Genomic DNA, 16,403 nt, shown 5'->3' with positions numbered 1-16,403 from the left:
ATTGCGCAATCTGCGGCCCGGGGACCTATTCCCGGGCCGTAGGAGTTTTTGTGACGATGACCAATCCGAAACCACCGCAGGACTGCGCCGATATGGGAGAGTTGCGCGCCGCGATTGATGCGCTTGATGTGGCACTGGTCAGGATGCTGCGGGCGCGGGCGGATTATATCGACCGGGCGGTAGAGCTGAAGCAGGTGAATGGCTGGCCCGCACGGATCCCGGCCCGTGTTGAGGAGGTTGTGGTCAACGCCTGCCGCACCGCCGAGGCCGAGGGGCTCGATCCTGCTCTGGTCGAAGGTATCTGGCGCGATATGGTGGATTGGTCGATTTCGCGCGAGGCGCGAGAGATCCCCGAGACATGAGCGCGAGGCCGCATCTGGTCTTGCAGCCCTGAGAAGGAACGAAGCGATGGCAGCAAATATCATTGACGGCAAGGCCCTTGCGGCCAAGGTCCGCGGTCAGGTCGGCGAACATGTGGCGCGCCTGAAGGAAGAGCACGGCATCACCCCCGGTCTGGCGGTTGTGCTGGTGGGCGAGGATCCGGCGAGCCAGGTCTATGTCCGTTCCAAGGGCAAGCAGACCGTTGAGGTCGGCATGAACTCCTACGAGCACAAGCTGGAAGCGGATACGTCCGAAGCCGACCTGCTGGCGCTGATCGACCAGCTGAACAATGATCCTGCCGTGCATGGCATTCTGGTGCAGCTGCCGCTGCCCGGTCACCTGGACGAGGATCTGGTGATCAACGCCATCGACCCGGCCAAGGACGTGGACGGCTTCCATATCTCCAACGTCGGCCTTCTGGGCACCGGCCAGAAATCCATGGTGCCCTGCACGCCGCTGGGCTGTCTGATGATGCTGCGTGATTATCACGGCAGCCTGTCGGGCATGGACGCGGTGGTGATCGGCCGCTCCAATATCGTGGGCAAACCGATGGCGCAGCTGCTGCTGGGTGACAGCTGCACCGTGACCATCGCGCACAGCCGCACCAAGGATCTGCCCGATGTGGTGCGCCGCGCCGATATCGTGGTGGCCGCCGTCGGGCGCCCGGAAATGGTGCCCGGCGACTGGATCAAGGAAGGCGCTACTGTGATCGACGTTGGTATCAACCGCATCGACGCCCCCGAAAAGGGCGAAGGCAAGACACGCCTTGTGGGTGACGTGCATTTCGAAAGCGCCGCGGCCCGCGCCGGTGCCATCACCCCGGTGCCGGGTGGTGTCGGTCCGATGACCATCGCTTGCTTGTTGGCCAACACGGTCACCGCCTGCTGCCGGGCCAACGGTCTGGCAGAGCCGGAAGGTCTGACCGCCTGATTGCTTTGATACTCTGACGCTTTTGTCAGCTGCACCCGCCGGACTGTTTCGGCGGGTGTTTTGCTGTTTGGTCTCTGGTGGGGCAGGATTTTACTTGGCGACCGGCACCATGGTGCCTTGCAGGATCGCCACCAGCTTTTCTTCCTCACCGGTGATGGCATGGACTTCGCAGGTGGCCACGACCAGCCGCCGTCCGGGTTTCACCACGGTGCCGGTGGCCCGCAGGCGATCCCCAGCGCCGGGCGCCAGCAGGTTGATCTTGATCTCTGCGGTCATCACTTCCTGATCCTCGGGCATCAGGGACAGCGCCGCGTATCCTGCTGCGGTATCGCCGATGGCAAAGGTCAACGCCGCGTGGGCGACGCCATGCTGTTGCAGGCTGCTGGGCAGGATGGGGGCGGAGACCACCACCTTGCCTGGCGCTACGGAATCCAACGTGGCGCCAAGGGTTTGCATCATGCTTTGGCGGGCGAAACTGTCTGATATGCGATCTGTGCTCATGCCGCGATCATACGGCCTGCAGGGACCGGTAGGAACAAGACGTTGCGTTAGCGGGGCCGGTCCAGCGGGGCCAACCTAGCGAGGCATTGGGCAGGGCAGGGGTTTTGGTCCGGTCAGGATCGCAATCGCTTCTGGCGCCATCAGTCCCGCAAGGGCAGGATCACTGCTGCGCAGCCCACCGGTATAGGTACCAAAGGCGGGCAGGATCAGTCGGGTGCGATCCAGCAGAAAGGCGGGGCGGGCACTGCCCCGGCGTAGCCGCGCCTTGGGGTGGTAATGGCCTGAGATCTCTCCTGCTTCGGCATCACCCTCGGCAATGTGGCGAAAGGTGAGCGGGCCAAGGCGCATTTCGGTGCAGGAGCGACCGCCAAATCCCGCAGGGCCCGGATCGTGGTTGCCCTCCACCCAGATCCAGTCCTGCGCGGCGATCAGGCTGCGCAGGTCCTGCACGTCCTCTGGAGGCAGCGCCTGGGCGGCGGCCAGATCGTCGAAACTGTCGCCAAGGCAGAGCACGGTTTCGGGCTGCAGCTGCCGGATCAGCGCCGCCAGCCGCGCCAGTGTATCGCGGGTCTCATACGGAGGCAGGGGAGCGCCGCCGCGCCGCAGGTGGCGCTCGGATTTGCCCATATGCAGGTCCGAGACACAAAGCAGCCGCCGTTCTGCCCACCAGAGCGCGCCGCTGCCAAGCGCGGTGAGCCGCGCGCCTGCCAGCGTGAAGTCATAGCCTGTGACGCCGCCCTGGTGTTCTGCTGCACTCCTCATGGATCCAGCCTCGCGAGGCCCGAGGTGCGCATCAGCTCTTCGGCTTCGCGCTCCAGCAGTTTCTGTGCGCCAGCGCCCTGAACTGGCACCTTTCCCATTTCCAACAGTAAGGGCGCGGCCAGCGGACTGATCCGCTCCAGCCGCCGCAGGGTCACGCGGCCGCGGATGCGGTCGGCCATCTCCTCGATACGGGCAAAATCCACCAACCCGCTTAGCGCTTCGTCGCGGGTGATATCCAGCAGCAGGTGACCGGGATCGTATTTGCGCAGCGTGTCATAGAGGATATCGGACGAAAACGTCGCCTGCCGCCCGGATTTGCGGGCGCCGGGGCTGTTGCGTTCGATCAGCCCGGCGATGGTGGCCGCGCCGCGAAAGGCGCGTTTCATCACCGCGTTTTCGGCCAGCCAGCGCTCCAGTCCGTCGCGCAGGGCGTCGGCCTCCAGCAAGGGCGCGGGGTTGGTCAGCTCCGCAAGGCCCCAGATCAGCGTGGCGCAATCTGTGGCGACAAAGCCCAGCGGATCAAGGCCCAGCTCCTCCATCCGTTTGGTCACCAGCAGCCCCAGCGTCTGCTGCGCGTTGCGCCCGGCAAAGCCATAGAGACAGGTATGTTCCCGGCCCTGATGCGGAAAGCTTTCGATCAGCATCTGCCCGGCGCGGGGCAATTCGGACACCTGGCGCTGCAGGTCCAGCCAGTCGGCGGTGTGGGCGGGCAGATCGGGCCAGTCGCCACGCGCCAGAAGGTCCAGAATGCCCTGGCTCAATTGGGTAGAGGTGGCGAATTTGGTGCCCGAGAACACGGCGATCTTCGGCTTGCGGCCCCGGTCGCGGCTAACCTCCACTGTCATTTCGCGCAAGGATTCATAACGCACGATCTGGCCACCGATCAGGAAGGTGTCGCCGGGGGTCAGTGTGGCGGCAAAGGCCTCTTCGATCTCGCCCAGCGGCTTGCCGCCGCGGCTGTGTTTCATGCGCACCTTCAGAAGGTCGGCGTCCTGAATGGTGCCGATATTCATGCGGATGCGGGCCGCCGCGCGCGGATCGCGCAGCTGCCACAGGCCGTCCGGGCGCTGTAGCAGGCGCTGCCATTGGTCATAGGCGCGCAAGGCGTAACCGCCGGTGGCGCAGAAATCGAGACAGGCATCGAATTCCGCGCGGCTGAGGGCGGCATAGGCGCCTGTGCTGATGACCTCGGTATAAAGCGCATCGGCATCAAACGGCCCCGCGCAGGCGGTGATCAGGATATGCTGGCACAGCACGTCGCGCGGCCCCGGTGGGCGCGGGTCACCATCGAGCCTGCCCGCCTGCACCGCCTCCAGCGCGGCGTGACATTCGATCACCTCAAACCGGTTTGCAGGCACCAGCAAAGCCTTGGACGGGGCGTTGTAGCGGTGATTGGCGCGCCCGATGCGTTGCACCAGCCGTTTGACGTTCTTTGGGGCGCCGATCTGGATCACCAGATCCACGTTGCCCCAGTCGATGCCCAGATCCAGCGAGCCGGTACAGACCACCGCGCGCAGCTCTCCGGCGACCATTGCGGCCTCGACCCGCTCGCGCTGCGCCCGGTCAAGCGAGCCGTGATGAATGGCGATGGGCAGCGCATCCTCATTGGCGAGCCACAGGTTGTGAAAGAAGATTTCCGCCTGTGCCCGGGTGTTGTGAAAGATCAGCGTGGTCTGATGGGCGCGGATCTGTTCCAGCACGGCAGGGATCGCATAGGCCGCGCCGCCCCCGGCCCAGGGCGGTGCCTCACTCGTGTGCAACATGGCGATATCGGGGGCGGGGCCGGGATCAGCCAGCACGATATCGCAGGGGTCCGGATGGCGCGCCAGATAGCGGGCGATGGCGGCGGGATCACCCACCGTGGCCGAGAGCCCCACCCGGCGCAGATCCGGGCAGAGGCTTTGCAGCCGCGCCAGCGCCAGCATCAGCTGATCACCGCGTTTGCTTTCGGCAAGGGCGTGGATTTCGTCGATGACGATGCGCCGCAGCCCGCCCAAGGTGCGGGCGGCATCCTCGTAGGACACCATCAGCGCCAGGCTTTCGGGGGTGGTCAGCAGGATATGCGGCGGGTCGGCGCGCTGGCGTTTGCGGCGCGATTGCGGGGTGTCGCCGGTGCGGTCGTCAATCCGGATCGGCAGTCCCATTTCCTCGACCGGCGTGCGCAGGTTGCGTTTGATATCCGCCGCCAGCGCCTTGAGTGGTGAGACATAAAGCGTGTGCAGACCTTCGTGGCTGCCGTCCGCCAGTTCGGCCAGCGTCGGTAGGAAACCGGCCATCGTCTTGCCGCCGCCGGTGGGGGCGATCAGCAGCGTGGCGGGATCGGCGGCGCGCACCAGCATGTCCTGCTGATGCGGATGGATGGACCAGCCCCGGGCGCTGAACCAGTCCAGGATCCGGGGCGGCAAGGCGGCGGTGCTATCCATAAAGGTTCCGTTTGGGGCGGCGTGGGCAGGGCGTCAGGAGGCGCCGGGGACCTGCGCCAGCCGTGCGCTGATGGCGTTGATCTCGTCCGGGAAACGGTTGTTGCCGATATCCCCGGCTTCTTCGGTCCAGGTGACGAACCGTTCGAACAGGGGGACAAATAGGGCGAGTTCCTCTTCGCTCCAGCCCGACAGGAATTCGCCAAGAACAAGGAACTTGAACTGGCGCACGGCTTCGATGATGGCGGTGCCCCGTTCCGTCAGCTCGACCAGAGTGCGGCGGGCGTCGCGCTGGCTGACGGTGCGCCGGGCCAGCCCTCGGGCGATCAGGTCGCTGGTCAGCCTTGAGGCCCGCGACGGGTCGATGCGCAGGCGCGCGGCAACGGTGGAGACCATGACCTCTTCCTCGGCATCGTCGCTGCCAAAGGTGCTCGCCGGGGCCCAGATCGCCATCATCACGTCAAGCTGGGCCAGATCGACCTCCTCGGCCAGCCCAAAGGCCGCCAGCGCCGCCGAGCCAAGCTCGCGCTTGTTCACCCGGCGCCGCCACTGTTGCAGCACGTCGTCAATCTCCAGCGCTGCCGTGCTGGTGCGGCTGTCAATCCCGGCCTGTTCCAGGAAATTCGTCAGTTCGGTGTTGCGCCCGGCTATGGTTCCATCCTCCAGGAGGTCGTCGGCCCGGGGGGCTGACAAAATTACATGCTGTTGACATGTAAATGACATCGTCATACATGTGCTATTATCAGATGACCTGTTTCAGGGCCGAACGCAATGCAACTGCGGAGCGGCCCCCTTTCAAATCAAGCCAGAGCAAGGATTATCACGTGAGCGGACCGATCCCAAGCACCCCCGGAGCCCTGGACGACAGAGAGCTGAAGCTGATGATCGGCGCGGTGGCCTCTGTCTTGTTCATTGCCTCGCTGGGTCAGACGGTGGTGACGACGGCGCTGCCCACGATTCTGAGCGAGCTGGGCGGATTGTCGCAGATCACCTGGGTCATTACCGCCTATCTGATGGCGGCGACCGTCGGGGCGCCGGTCTGTGGCAAGCTGGGCGACCTGTTCGGGCGCAAGCCGGTGATGCAGGGCGGCATCGTGGTGTTTCTTGTTGGCTCACTTATCTGCGCGCTGGCGCCGAACCTCTGGGTGCTGGTGGCGGGGCGGTTTGTACAGGGCGTTGGCGGCGGCGGGCTGATCGTCGTCTCTATGGCCACTGTCGCCGATGCTGTCCCCGCCCGCGAGCGGGGGCGCTATCAGGGGATGTTGGGCAGCGTCTTTGCTGCCTCAACCGTGGTCGGCCCGCTGGCGGGTGGCTTTATCGTGCAGCATTTCGCGTGGGAGTGGCTGTTCCTGCTGAACTTGCCGCTGGGGTTGGCGGCTTTTGTGGTGTTGGCCCGTTCGCTGGCCACGGTGCCGACCGGGCGGCGACCGTCGATTGACTATGCCGGCGGGTTGAGCCTGTCGCTGCTGCTTTCACTGGCGGTGATCTCAGCGAGCCTTGGCGGCTCTACCCTGCCCTGGAGCAGCGCAGAGATGCAGGGGCTGTTGATCGCGACACTGGCGGCGCTGGCCGTCTTTGTGATGATCGAAAGCCGCGCCAAGGAGCCGATCCTGCCGCTGCGCCTGTTCCGGATCAACAATTTCCTGGTGTCCAACGCAGTTGGGCTGATCGTTGGCTCGGCGATGTTCGGCACCATCGTGTTTGTGCCCTTTTTCATGCAGGTGGTGCGGGGCATGTCGCCGGCGCTGTCGGGCATGTTCACCTTTCCGATGATGGTCGGGATCATCCTTGGTTCCTCCATCTCGGGGCGGATCATGGTGCGGACCGGGCGGTATCGGTGGATGCCCACCGTATCCACTCTGATCCTGGCCGGGGCGATGGCCTCCCTTGCGCAGATGGGCACCAGCACACCCGAATGGTGGATCGCGGTGTCGATGGTGCTGACCGGGCTGGGGATCGGGCCGGTGATGGCGGTTGGCGTCACTTCGATTCAGAACGCGGTGCCGCTGACCATGGTCGGTGTTGGCACCGCCAGCGCCAATATGTTCCGGATGATCGGCGGCTCGGTCGGCACGGCGGTCTTTGGCGCGGTGTTTGCCGCCGGTCTGACGCGGGAACTGGGCGGCGCCCTTGGCGGTATGAACCCGCGTAGCCTCAGCAAGGATGCCATCATGGCGATGGAGCCGGGCCTGCGCGAGGCGGTGGTGACCGGCATCGCCGAGGCGCTGCACCCGGTGTTCTGGGCAGCAACGGTGCTGGCTTGCCTTGCCTGCCTGATGTCGCTGTTCCTGGCGGAAATCCCGCTGGAGGAGCGCAGCATGAGCCGGACGGCAGAAGCGGATTAGATGCCGCCAAAAGGCAGGCCGTACAGAGCCTGATCCGGGGCGTGCTGTTTGCCGCGCCTTACTTCACGATTTCCTCGTCCTCGACAAACATGTTCGCCCAGGCCCGGTCGATCAGATCGGGGCTCATCTCGTAGGGGATGCCTTCGAAATCGCAGATCGCCATCATCTGGTCGATCAGGAACACCGGCTGGTAGTTGGCGTATACGTTGTCGATGGTGGGGTATTTCGTCTTCAGGAGATGCACCAATGTGTTCTCGTCCAGGCGCATCCCTTTCTTGCGGGCCACCAGCGCAAAGATCTTGAGGAAGTTTTCCTGATCCGGACCGTCGATCTTGATCTTGAAAAAGATCCGGCGCAGCGCGGCCTGGTCAAAGATCTCGTTCGGGTGGAAGTTGGTGGAAAAGATCACCAGCGTGTCGAATGGGACCTCAAATTTCTCGCCCGATTGCAGGGCAAGAATATCGCGCCCCTCTTCCAGTGGCACGATCCAGCGGTTGACCAGGGCCTGTGGCGGCTCTGCCTGACGGCCAAGGTCGTCGACGATGAAGATGCCGCCAGTGGATTTCAATTGCAGCGGCGCCTGGTAGGTGCGCGCGGTCGGGTTGTAGACCAGATCCAGCATCGACAGGGACAATTCGCCGCCTGTGACCACGGTGGGCCGTTCGCATTTCACATAGCGCGTGTCGAACCGGCGCGGGCGGCGCAGGGCATTGGGGTCTTCGGCTTCTTCGGGGGCCGGGGTGTGCACGATGGGGTCATAGACAGTGATAACCTGACCGGCGTATTCGATGGCGCGCGGCACGTAGACACAATCGCCCAGGGCATCGCGGATCCCGTTCGAGATCGAGGATTTCCCGTTGCCGGGTGGGCCATACATCAGGATCGACCGGCCAGCGCTGACGGCAGGGCCGAGGTGGTCCAGCAGGCTGTCGGGCAGGATCAGGTGCCCCATCGCATCGGTCAGCTGCTGCCGGGTGACCATGATGTTGCGGATCGACTGGCGTTCGACCTGTTCGCGGTAGACATCCAGCGGCACAGGCATGGCACCGTAGTATTCGGACTGGCTGAGCGCATCGAGCGCGCGCGCGCGCCCCGCATCGGTCAGCTGATAGCCCATTTCATTACCACTGTTGGCGTTGAGCGTGCCGGTCGCCTCCAGCAGTTTCTGTTCGCGGGCCATGTCGACCAGTTCCTGCGTTACCGGGATCGGCAGGCACAGCGCGGCGGCGATATCGCTGACCATATCCGCGTTCTTGCGGAACATGGTTTTCAGAAGGATATCGCGCATCATCACGATGGGCAGCTGCATCTGGGCAAGCCCCTTGGGCGCGGGCGGCGCCACCACGGCGCTGGTCTGCATGTTCATGTCACGGCCTGTCTGTTCATCCTGTGCCCCTGCTACGCCTCTGCCTGGCGGGGCAGGGGACAAGAGCTGCGTTGCTGACCTCACAGTCTATTCACCACTGTGGCAAGACAACGGCAATGCTGGTGCATTTCCGGGAAAGGCGTTGCAATTTGAGCTGGATTTTAGTGACCGACAGGAGGTCTCAGCTTTGGTATCAGGCGGCTGCAGGCAGGCTGCCAAACAGGGTGCCAAGGATCAGGTAGATGGCCAATGTGCCGCCAAGGCACAGGCCCATGGGAAACTTGCTGCCGACGTTCCAGCTGCGCCAGTCGGGCGCGAGCCTGCGCAGCGGTGTGTATTTCACCAGCCTATGGGTGACAAAGCCCGCAAGGAGATTGGCGGAAAAGATCATCATCACCGCAGGCAGATCAGCGAGCGCCACCAGCGGCGCGGCAGCCCCGGCGAATTTGGCATCCCCGGCGCCGATCATGCCGGCCGAATAGAACAGAAAGCCAAGGCCGATCCCGACGGGAAGATGCAGCAGTTGCCAGCCATAATCGGCCCAGGACGGCATCACGAAAAGCCCAACCACCACATAGACTGCACCCAGCGTGTCATTGATCCAGTTGGGAATGCGCATGCCGCGCAGATCCGTCAGCGCTGCCGCATAGCACAGCGGCAGCACGAAGGGCAGGAACCACAGCGCGGCCTGGGCCGGGATGGCCAGATGGACCATGGATCAGCCGTTTTCGAGGGCTGCCAGCGAACGGGCTGCGGCCTCAAAATGCTGGGGGTGGGTAGCGATGGCTTCGCGCAGCAGGTTCTCACCGGTCTTGACGTCGCCCTGCTTCACCGCCGACAGCGCCAACGTGTGCAGCAGTTGGGCGCGCTCTGTCTGATCGAGCGGGATCACCGGCAGGGTGTAATTGCGCTGGGCACCGCGGGCCAGAACCAGGTTGTTCTTGGCGGTGAACAGCGAGGGATCCTGCCGGATGGCGTCGCTGAACAGGCGCTCGGCCTGGGCATAGCTGCCGCGTGAGAGTTTTGAATAGCCCCAGTTGTTCATCACCTTGGCTGGCTGCGTGGTGAGGCCAGTGGCGATTTCATAGAAACTGTCGGCGCGTTTCCATTCCTTGTTGGCATCCGCCACCATCGCCTCAAGCCGATACCGGCGATAGGTTTCATGTGTTGGTGGCACTGAATCCAGCGCGGCCTTTGCTCCTTTCCAATCGCCGGTGCGGATCAGGGCGTCTGCCAGCGAGACCTTGTCTTCCACGGTCGCCTCGGGGTGGGCCGCGACTTTTTTCCAGGCGCTTGCGGCCTCGGTATTGCGTTTGGCGCGGATCATCGAAGTGGCCAGCCCGCGCTGGAAATCGATCCGGTCCGGAGCGGATTTCAGCGATTTCTGGAAGTAGCTCACCGCCTCATTGGGGTCCGCCACGGTCAGCATCACATCGTTGAGGTTGTGTTCATCGACGACGTTCACGTCCTGAAACGCCCGTTCGACGGTTTCCTTGCCATCGGGTTTTACGCAGGCCGACAGGGCCAGTGCGCCGATCAGGCATGGTGTCACAAGAATTGACTGGCGCATTTTATGCGTCCTTTTGCTGCTCTGCCTTTGCGGTCTTGGAGTCAGGGCACCTTGCCAATCCGGTAGCTGCCGCCGCCTTGCCGCATCAAAGTGTAGTCGTTTCGACTTTCGTTTTGCGGATCACTATGCGCGGAATTTTCAAGATTTTCGAGAGCCCGGCGCAAATTATCCCGGATTGCGTCACTTTCGCCATTATCCAGCGCATAGGCACGGCGCAGAATTTGTGTGGCTTCCGGAGTTTTTCCGCGCTCCATAAGGACGACGCCAAGGTTGTTCAGGGCCTCGGGCCAGTCTGGCGCGGCCTTTGTTGCGCGTCGCAGCAGGGTTTCTGCCTGACCCAGACGGCCAAGTCCCAGATTGGCCGATCCCATGCTGGACAGCACCTCGGCGGTCAGCCCGTGCTCCAACCCGGCGCGGGTAAAGGCATCAAGGGCCAGCTCGTACTCTCCGGCATCCATCAGCCGGTGGCCGACCACCAGCCCGTCCTCGGCCTGTTTGCGGGTATCCACGCCGGGTGCCCAGGGGCTGGCGGGATCCTGATGCATAATCTGCGTATCGCAGGCCCCAACAGCAAACACCGCCATCAGCGCGGCGGCACGGATGGCGGTTTCAGAAACGTATAGGCGGTGGGGCACTGCCCTCCGCGAATTGGTCATGATCAGTTACCCATGTTGCCCATATTCAGGATGCCCTGCACCGAAGGTCCAACCAGAATGATCAGCAGCGGCGGCACCGTGAGGCCCATTGTGGCAAGAGTCATTTTCACTGGCAACTTGTTTGCAGCCTCTTCGGCGCGCATCACGCGTTTGTCCCGCATTTCGTCGGCATAGACCCGCAGCGCATCGGCGATCGAGGTGCCGAAGGCCTGCGATTGGATCATCACGGTGGTGAAGGACGAAACATCCTGCACTCCGCAGCGGGTGCCCATGTCGCGCAGCACCTTTTCCCGTTCCTTGCCCGCCTTCATTTCATAGGCGACCACTTCGAATTCCTCGGCCAACGCCGGGTAAGAGGCGTGCAGTTCCTTGGCGACGCGCACGATGGACTGGTCCAGCGACTGACCTGCCTCCACGCAAACCAGCATCATGTCGAGCGCATCGGGAAAGCCTTGGGTGATCTGTTTCTTGCGCTCTTCGATACGGCGGGTGACCCAGTATTTGGGCAGCATATAGCCCGCGCCGCCGGGGCCGATGATGCGCAGTGCCAACTGCTGGCTGTCAAATTCAGTGCCGGCCTTCAGCACGAAGACATAGAACAGCCCCGCGCCAAGCCCCAGAAGACCCAGGGCAAACTGGGCAAAATGGAACAGGCGCACTGAGTCCTTTGAGGCATAGCCGGCCTGACGCAGCTTCAGCTCCATCGCCGAAAGTTCCTCGGCGTTCTGCGGCTCCAGGAAGGAGGCGAATTTCTGCAGCTGTTCGTTGCGGTTGGCCTGGCGCAGGCGTTCTTTTTGCGGTTTTGCCTGCGTTTCCGGCGCCATGTTCTTTTGCAGCTTCTTCAGCGGATCCTCAGGCTGATTGAGGATCAGCGGGATCGCCAGCAGGATCATGAACAGACCCAGAAGACCCAGCGCCAGCAGCGGACCGAAGGCGCCGAACTGATCGGTCAGAAAGCCGTTGATGTCGGACAGAATGGACATTGCGCGCTCCTCAGACCTCGATATTGGTCAGCATTTTCATCACGAACAGGTTCACGGTCAGCATGATCCCGACAAGGAAACAGGCAGGTATGAACCACGGGTGATCCAGAACATTGTCGTAATAGTTCGGATCCTTTAGAAGAATGCCCCCCAGTGCCAGAAGCGGGAAGGCAGAGAGGAACTTGCCCGACCATTGCGCTTCGGCGGTGATCGCCTTCACCTTGCGGAACAGGCGGAAGCGGGCGCGGATCACTTTGGCCAGCCCGGCCAAAACCTCGGCCAGGTTGCCGCCCGATTGCTGCTGGATGGTGACGGCGACTGCCAAGAAACGCATGTCTTGCATGTCCAGCCGTTCGGCCATTTCTTTCAGCGATTCACCCACGTCGCGGCCATAGGCGGCTTCATCGGCAATCATGCCGAACTCTGAGGCAAGCGGGTCTTCGATTTCGTTCGAGACGATCTGAATGGCCGAGGTGAAAGGATGGCCGACCCGCAGCGAACGCACCATCAGTTCGACCGCGTCCGGCAGCTGTTCCTCGATCATCGTCATACGTTTGGTGGCCTTCTTGTTGACCCAGAAGAAGACGCCGCCGACGCCGATCACGATGGAGCCCAAAATGCGCACGGGGAACGGTGCAGCGGTGCCCACGCTGAGCCCTATAAAGGCGATGATGGCAACCCCGCCCATGATCATGATCAACTGCTTGGGTGTAAAGGCGATCGCTGCCTTCTGAGCCCGTTCCGCCAGCAAAGAATAAAGTGGGATGGTTTGCGATTTGCCGTGCTGTTTTAGCTCTTTACGCAGCTGTTCCAGTACCTGTTCGCGGGTATTGCCCTTCTCCATCATTTCCAGACGACGGCTGACCCGGCTGTTGAGCCGGATGGACTTGCCAAAGACGACCAGATAGATGCCTTCAACCAGCACGATGACGCCGACAAAAATCAGTCCATAGATCAGCGGTTCGATAGGGATTTGCATCAGATCACCTCCATCCGCGTGGGCTCATAGATCGACGGCGGCAGGTCATAGCCCCACAAACGGAAGCGTTCGGAATAGTGGCTGCGTACGCCGGTGCCGGTGAAATGGCCGATGATCTTGTTTTCCGGGGTCAGCCCGACGCGTTGGAAGCGGAAGATCTCCTGCATGGAAATCACATCACCTTCCATGCCGGTGATTTCGGTGATCGAGGTCATCCGGCGCGAACCATCCTGCAGGCGTGAGGCCTGAACGATCACGTTCACCGCGCTGGCGATCTGGCTGCGCACCGCCTTGATCGGCATTTCAATCCCGGCCATGGCGATCATGTTCTCAAGCCGCGAAATCCCATCGCGGGCCGAGTTGGCGTGGATCGTGGTCATCGATCCGTCGTGGCCGGTGTTCATCGCCTGCAGCATGTCGATGACCTCTTCACCGCGCGTTTCGCCGACGATAATCCGGTCCGGGCGCATCCGAAGGGCGTTTTTCAAACAGTCGCGCGGGGAAACTTCGCCTTTGCCTTCGACGTTTGGCGGGCGGCTCTCCATGCGGCCCACGTGGGTCTGCTGCAGCTGGAGTTCGGCGGTATCCTCAATGGTGAGGATGCGTTCCGAATCGTCGATAAAGCTGGACAGCGCGTTGAGCGTGGTGGTCTTGCCCGAACCGGTACCGCCCGAGACGATCACGTTCAGCCGGGTCGACACGGCAGCTTGAAGATAGGCGGCCATTTCCTCGGTGAAGGCGCCGAAGTTCACCAGATCGTCGATGCCGAGCTTGTCTTTTTTGAATTTCCGGATCGAAACCAGCGATCCGTCAACCGCAACTGGCGGGACCATGGCATTGAAACGGGAGCCATCGGCAAGGCGGGCGTCCACATAAGGGTTGGATTCATCGACCCGCCGCCCCACAGCCGAGACGATCTTGTCGATGATCCGCATCAGGTGCTTTTCATCTTTGAAGGTCACATCTGACAGCTGCAGCTTGCCGTCGCGCTCGACAAAGATCTGCTGCGGCCCATTGACCAGGATATCACTGACGGTTTCGTCCTGAAGCAGGGTTTCCAGCGGCCCCAGACCGGTGACTTCGTCATACAGCTCCTTGTTGAGCGTCATGCGGTCTTCGCGGTTGAGGGCGATACCCTTTTCTTCAAGGATTTCGCCGGCGATCTGCGAGATTTCGGTGCGCAATTCCTTTTCGCTGGCTTTTTCAAGGGCTGCGAGGTTCAGGTTTTCCAGAAGTTCACGGTGCAGCTGCACCTTGATTTCGCCCAGCCGTTCTTTGCGCTTGCGGTCCCTGTCCGCCTGCGGCGCTTCGGCCTTGGCGCGCGTCATGGGCCGACGTAGAGAGGCGGCCGCTTTGGGCGCAGCTTCGGCGGCCGCCGGGGTAGCTGCGACAGGCGCAGCAGACGCCTGAACCGGTGCCGGACGTTTCTTGGCGGCTGGTTTTTTGTATTTCGAAAACAACTTCTATCCCCCGGTTTTGCCGCAGCCTAAGCGGCTGCGTCGGCTTCCGCCTGGCCCAGCTCGTGCAGGGATTGCGCGAGCTTCGCGATTTCCTTACGCAGTGGATTCTTTGGATTGGACAGCGCCAGCGGCAGACCGTGGTCGCAGCTTTGCAGTACAGGTTTGCCGCCGTCCGGCAGCAAGAGTTCAATCGAGATCCCGAGACTGTCTGCCATGCGTTTGACGCGGCTCTTGCCGCTGAGGTCGGTGAATTTCGGCGCCCGGTTCAGCGCAAAGCGCAGCTTGTCAAACGGCAAGCCTTCAGATTGCAGCGCCCGTTTCAGCCGCAGGGTGTTCTGGGCCGAGCGCATATCAAGCTCGATCATCGCGAAATAGACATGCGCCATGTGCAGGATGGTTTCGGACCATTGCACCAGCGTATGTGGCAGATCTACCACCACGAAATCAAAATGGCTGCGCGCCATTTCGATCACCCGTTCCACGTCCTCAGGGGTGATGATCTCCAGCGGAATCATGTCCGACGGGGCGGTCAGCACCTGAAGCTTATCCTGGAAGGGGAGCAGCGCTTGTCCAAACACCTCTTCGTCCAGGCTTTCGGTCTCGCTCAGCATTTCCATCACGACTTCGCGGCGGGGCAGGTCCAGATAGGTGGAAACCGAACCGTATTGCATGTCGAAATCCAGCAGGCAGACGCGCGGTTCCTTGCTCTTGCTCAGCTCGGCCAACTCCCAGGCGAGGTTTACCGCCAGCGTGGTCGATCCGGTACCACCGGCCAGGCCGTGGCAGGCGATCAAGGCCCCTTCGCGTCGACTGCCGCTTTTCAGCTGGTGCGGATTGGTGTCGGGTTCCGGCGGCTTGTCCTCGGCGCTGAGCCGGTCGATGGCCGCCTGCAACTCCTGTTCCGGCAAGGGGTAGGGGATGAACTCATCGGCGCCCTGGCGCAGCAGCGAATGCAGCGCTGCCGGGGTCACGTCTTCGGCGATGAGGATGACCTTGATCTCCTTGGCATGGGCCTGTGCGATGATTTCCCCCATCAGGGTCAGATCATCCTCGTCTTGGGCATCCATCGCCATGGCAACGAATTGCAGGGTTTCTGCCTCGGGCTGGGCGAAGAACGCCAGCGCCTCGGAAAAACCGAGATCGCCCCAGGCTTCACCCAGAGCTGCCTCCATGTCTTCGATCAAGAGGTCGAAATTCTGAACATCGCGACTGATCGTACAGGCAACAATTGCAGGTGTATCAGTTTGCGGCAGTCCGCTGCTCATCGCCAACATCCTCATAGTCAAAAGAAGCCGGGCCCCGGAGCGGGGCGCACCTCACCTCTTGTAGAGAATGTCCGTTAAGATCTTGACCACAATTGGACGAAAAAGCCCCAATTGTAGGGAAAAGTTAAGGGGTTTTGAGTCGGAATTTTATTCCAGATTGCTCTGCAGCGATTGCTCAGCCGTCAGCGTCGAGGCGGGAACGGCACTGGCAACATACTCGCGGTAGATGATCTGCGCATACTTGCCATCCAGCACCGTGGGATGTCGTTTCAGGAAGCCGCTGACCTCGGTCACGGTGCGGCGGTTGCGCCGTTCACGGTCCTGCGTGACGATGAGCGGCTGGGTCTCGCCATAGGATACCATTGCCTCCAGCCGGGCCCGGCTAATCCCGCGTGAAACCAGGTAGTTAACGGCGGCCTGTGCGCGGCGCCGACCAAGGCGTTTGTTATAGCTGCTGCTGCCGACGGCATCGGTATGGCCGTAAACGCGGAAGCGGACCTCGGGGAACTGTTTGATCCAGTGTGCCTGCTGGTCCAGCGTCGCGCGGGCGGCACCGTCAAGTTGGGCGCTGTCGAATTCGAAGTTGATGGTGGTCGGAACTTCCTCGGCGAACCGGCCCGCGAGCTGGATTGCGAAATCGCGCTCGCCGCTCATCACGGCAGTATTATTGGCATTGGATTGGCCAAACAGGTCACCTGACAGCGGTTTGCCCGCTTCCCGCGTTGCGCAGGCGGAAGTGGCAAGAAGCAGTGCCAGAACAGCGGATTTCTTGATCATCGGCCCCA

At 62.3% G+C, this 16,403-nt stretch carries 16 protein-coding genes; 3 read left to right on the top strand and 13 right to left on the bottom strand.

All coding sequences use genetic code 11. From position 1 onward, the window contains the following. Positions 1-56: 56 nt before the first annotated feature. Together SM766_RS05620 and folD are read left to right on the top strand one after the other, a co-directional pair. Entirely contained in the window at positions 57-362 is a 306-nt protein-coding gene (locus tag SM766_RS05620) for a chorismate mutase (protein ID WP_065272680.1), read from the top strand. A gap of 46 nt (positions 363-408) precedes the next feature. After that, the gene (folD, locus tag SM766_RS05615) at positions 409-1,311 is read left to right on the top strand and encodes a bifunctional methylenetetrahydrofolate dehydrogenase/methenyltetrahydrofolate cyclohydrolase FolD (RefSeq protein WP_368947184.1); all 903 of its coding nucleotides are present in this window, start codon (positions 409-411) and stop codon (positions 1,309-1,311) included. 90 nt (positions 1,312-1,401) lie between these two features. Here the strand turns inward: folD and SM766_RS05610 are convergent, their stop codons facing one another. The 4 genes from SM766_RS05610 to SM766_RS05595 all read right to left on the bottom strand — a co-directional run bounded on the left by SM766_RS05610 (position 1,402) and on the right by SM766_RS05595 (position 5,687). Beyond that, on the bottom strand, positions 1,402-1,812 hold the full coding sequence (locus SM766_RS05610; RefSeq protein ID WP_274831308.1) for a PaaI family thioesterase: 411 nt from the start codon (positions 1,810-1,812) through the stop codon (positions 1,402-1,404). A gap of 75 nt (positions 1,813-1,887) precedes the next feature. Next, positions 1,888-2,574 carry a ligase-associated DNA damage response endonuclease PdeM gene (gene pdeM / locus SM766_RS05605; RefSeq protein ID WP_368947183.1) on the bottom strand — a complete coding sequence of 229 codons (687 nt, stop codon included), beginning with the start codon at positions 2,572-2,574 and terminating at the stop codon, positions 1,888-1,890. Further along, positions 2,571-4,997 carry a ligase-associated DNA damage response DEXH box helicase gene (locus SM766_RS05600; protein ID WP_368947182.1) on the bottom strand — a complete coding sequence of 809 codons (2,427 nt, stop codon included), beginning with the start codon at positions 4,995-4,997 and terminating at the stop codon, positions 2,571-2,573. Before SM766_RS05600 ends, pdeM begins: the two co-directional genes overlap by 4 nt. A gap of 33 nt (positions 4,998-5,030) precedes the next feature. Next, the gene (locus SM766_RS05595) at positions 5,031-5,687 is read right to left on the bottom strand and encodes a MarR family winged helix-turn-helix transcriptional regulator (protein ID WP_274834506.1); all 657 of its coding nucleotides are present in this window, start codon (positions 5,685-5,687) and stop codon (positions 5,031-5,033) included. A gap of 131 nt (positions 5,688-5,818) precedes the next feature. Between SM766_RS05595 and SM766_RS05590 the strand changes: the two genes are divergently transcribed. Continuing rightward, entirely contained in the window at positions 5,819-7,339 is a 1,521-nt protein-coding gene (locus SM766_RS05590; RefSeq protein WP_065273727.1) for an MFS transporter, read from the top strand. Between the two features lie 58 nt (positions 7,340-7,397). Here the strand turns inward: SM766_RS05590 and SM766_RS05585 are convergent, their stop codons facing one another. The 9 genes from SM766_RS05585 to SM766_RS05545 form a co-directional block, all read right to left on the bottom strand. Continuing rightward, positions 7,398-8,705 carry a DUF8689 domain-containing protein gene (locus tag SM766_RS05585; RefSeq protein WP_368947181.1) on the bottom strand — a complete coding sequence of 436 codons (1,308 nt, stop codon included), beginning with the start codon at positions 8,703-8,705 and terminating at the stop codon, positions 7,398-7,400. Positions 8,706-8,898: 193 nt separating this feature from the next. Continuing rightward, on the bottom strand, positions 8,899-9,420 hold the full coding sequence (locus SM766_RS05580; RefSeq protein WP_368947180.1) for a prepilin peptidase: 522 nt from the start codon (positions 9,418-9,420) through the stop codon (positions 8,899-8,901). A gap of 3 nt (positions 9,421-9,423) precedes the next feature. Continuing rightward, complete coding sequence (locus tag SM766_RS05575) at positions 9,424-10,275, bottom strand: tetratricopeptide repeat protein (RefSeq protein WP_065272686.1); 852 nt, start codon at positions 10,273-10,275, stop codon at positions 9,424-9,426. 41 nt (positions 10,276-10,316) lie between these two features. After that, a complete protein-coding gene (locus SM766_RS05570) occupies positions 10,317-10,931 on the bottom strand; it encodes a tetratricopeptide repeat protein (RefSeq protein ID WP_368947179.1) in 615 nt (204 codons plus the stop codon). A 2-nt stretch (positions 10,932-10,933) separates the two neighbouring features. Next, on the bottom strand, positions 10,934-11,914 hold the full coding sequence (locus tag SM766_RS05565) for a type II secretion system F family protein (RefSeq protein WP_065272687.1): 981 nt from the start codon (positions 11,912-11,914) through the stop codon (positions 10,934-10,936). A gap of 10 nt (positions 11,915-11,924) precedes the next feature. Further along, positions 11,925-12,893, bottom strand: a complete 969-nt coding sequence (locus tag SM766_RS05560) for a type II secretion system F family protein (protein ID WP_368947178.1) — start codon at positions 12,891-12,893, stop codon at positions 11,925-11,927. After that, positions 12,893-14,353 (bottom strand): TadA family conjugal transfer-associated ATPase, encoded by a 1,461-nt coding sequence (locus tag SM766_RS05555; protein WP_368947177.1) that lies wholly within the window; start codon positions 14,351-14,353, stop codon positions 12,893-12,895. Before SM766_RS05555 ends, SM766_RS05560 begins: the two co-directional genes overlap by 1 nt. A gap of 26 nt (positions 14,354-14,379) precedes the next feature. Then, on the bottom strand, positions 14,380-15,618 hold the full coding sequence (locus tag SM766_RS05550; RefSeq protein ID WP_065272690.1) for a CpaE/TadZ family protein: 1,239 nt from the start codon (positions 15,616-15,618) through the stop codon (positions 14,380-14,382). Between the two features lie 147 nt (positions 15,619-15,765). Continuing rightward, on the bottom strand, positions 15,766-16,395 hold the full coding sequence (locus tag SM766_RS05545; protein WP_274834500.1) for an OmpA family protein: 630 nt from the start codon (positions 16,393-16,395) through the stop codon (positions 15,766-15,768). Positions 16,396-16,403 lie beyond the last annotated feature (8 nt).

Source organism: Pseudophaeobacter sp. A-200-2 (assembly GCF_041008815.1).
In the GTDB taxonomy this organism is placed as follows: Bacteria; Pseudomonadota; Alphaproteobacteria; order Rhodobacterales; family Rhodobacteraceae; genus Phycobacter; species Phycobacter gallaeciensis_A.
This window is presented reverse-complemented; position numbering and strand designations above follow the sequence as displayed.

What these genes read in the sequence shown, in the direction of transcription:
- SM766_RS05580 (WP_368947180.1), bottom strand. Translation starts at nt 9,420, where the DNA reads ATGGTCCATCTGGCCATCCCGGCCCAGGCCGCGCTGTGGTTCCTGCCC.
- SM766_RS05620 (WP_065272680.1), top strand. Translation starts at nt 57, where the DNA reads ATGACCAATCCGAAACCACCGCAGGACTGCGCCGATATGGGAGAGTTG.
- SM766_RS05560 (WP_368947178.1), bottom strand. Translation starts at nt 12,893, where the DNA reads ATGCAAATCCCTATCGAACCGCTGATCTATGGACTGATTTTTGTCGGC.
- folD (WP_368947184.1), top strand. Translation starts at nt 409, where the DNA reads ATGGCAGCAAATATCATTGACGGCAAGGCCCTTGCGGCCAAGGTCCGC.
- SM766_RS05575 (WP_065272686.1), bottom strand. Translation starts at nt 10,275, where the DNA reads ATGCGCCAGTCAATTCTTGTGACACCATGCCTGATCGGCGCACTGGCC.
- SM766_RS05565 (WP_065272687.1), bottom strand. Translation starts at nt 11,914, where the DNA reads ATGTCCATTCTGTCCGACATCAACGGCTTTCTGACCGATCAGTTCGGC.
- SM766_RS05570 (WP_368947179.1), bottom strand. Translation starts at nt 10,931, where the DNA reads ATGACCAATTCGCGGAGGGCAGTGCCCCACCGCCTATACGTTTCTGAA.
- SM766_RS05550 (WP_065272690.1), bottom strand. Translation starts at nt 15,618, where the DNA reads ATGAGCAGCGGACTGCCGCAAACTGATACACCTGCAATTGTTGCCTGT.
- SM766_RS05545 (WP_274834500.1), bottom strand. Translation starts at nt 16,395, where the DNA reads ATGATCAAGAAATCCGCTGTTCTGGCACTGCTTCTTGCCACTTCCGCC.
- SM766_RS05610 (WP_274831308.1), bottom strand. Translation starts at nt 1,812, where the DNA reads ATGAGCACAGATCGCATATCAGACAGTTTCGCCCGCCAAAGCATGATG.
- pdeM (WP_368947183.1), bottom strand. Translation starts at nt 2,574, where the DNA reads ATGAGGAGTGCAGCAGAACACCAGGGCGGCGTCACAGGCTATGACTTC.
- SM766_RS05600 (WP_368947182.1), bottom strand. Translation starts at nt 4,997, where the DNA reads ATGGATAGCACCGCCGCCTTGCCGCCCCGGATCCTGGACTGGTTCAGC.
- SM766_RS05585 (WP_368947181.1), bottom strand. Translation starts at nt 8,705, where the DNA reads ATGAACATGCAGACCAGCGCCGTGGTGGCGCCGCCCGCGCCCAAGGGG.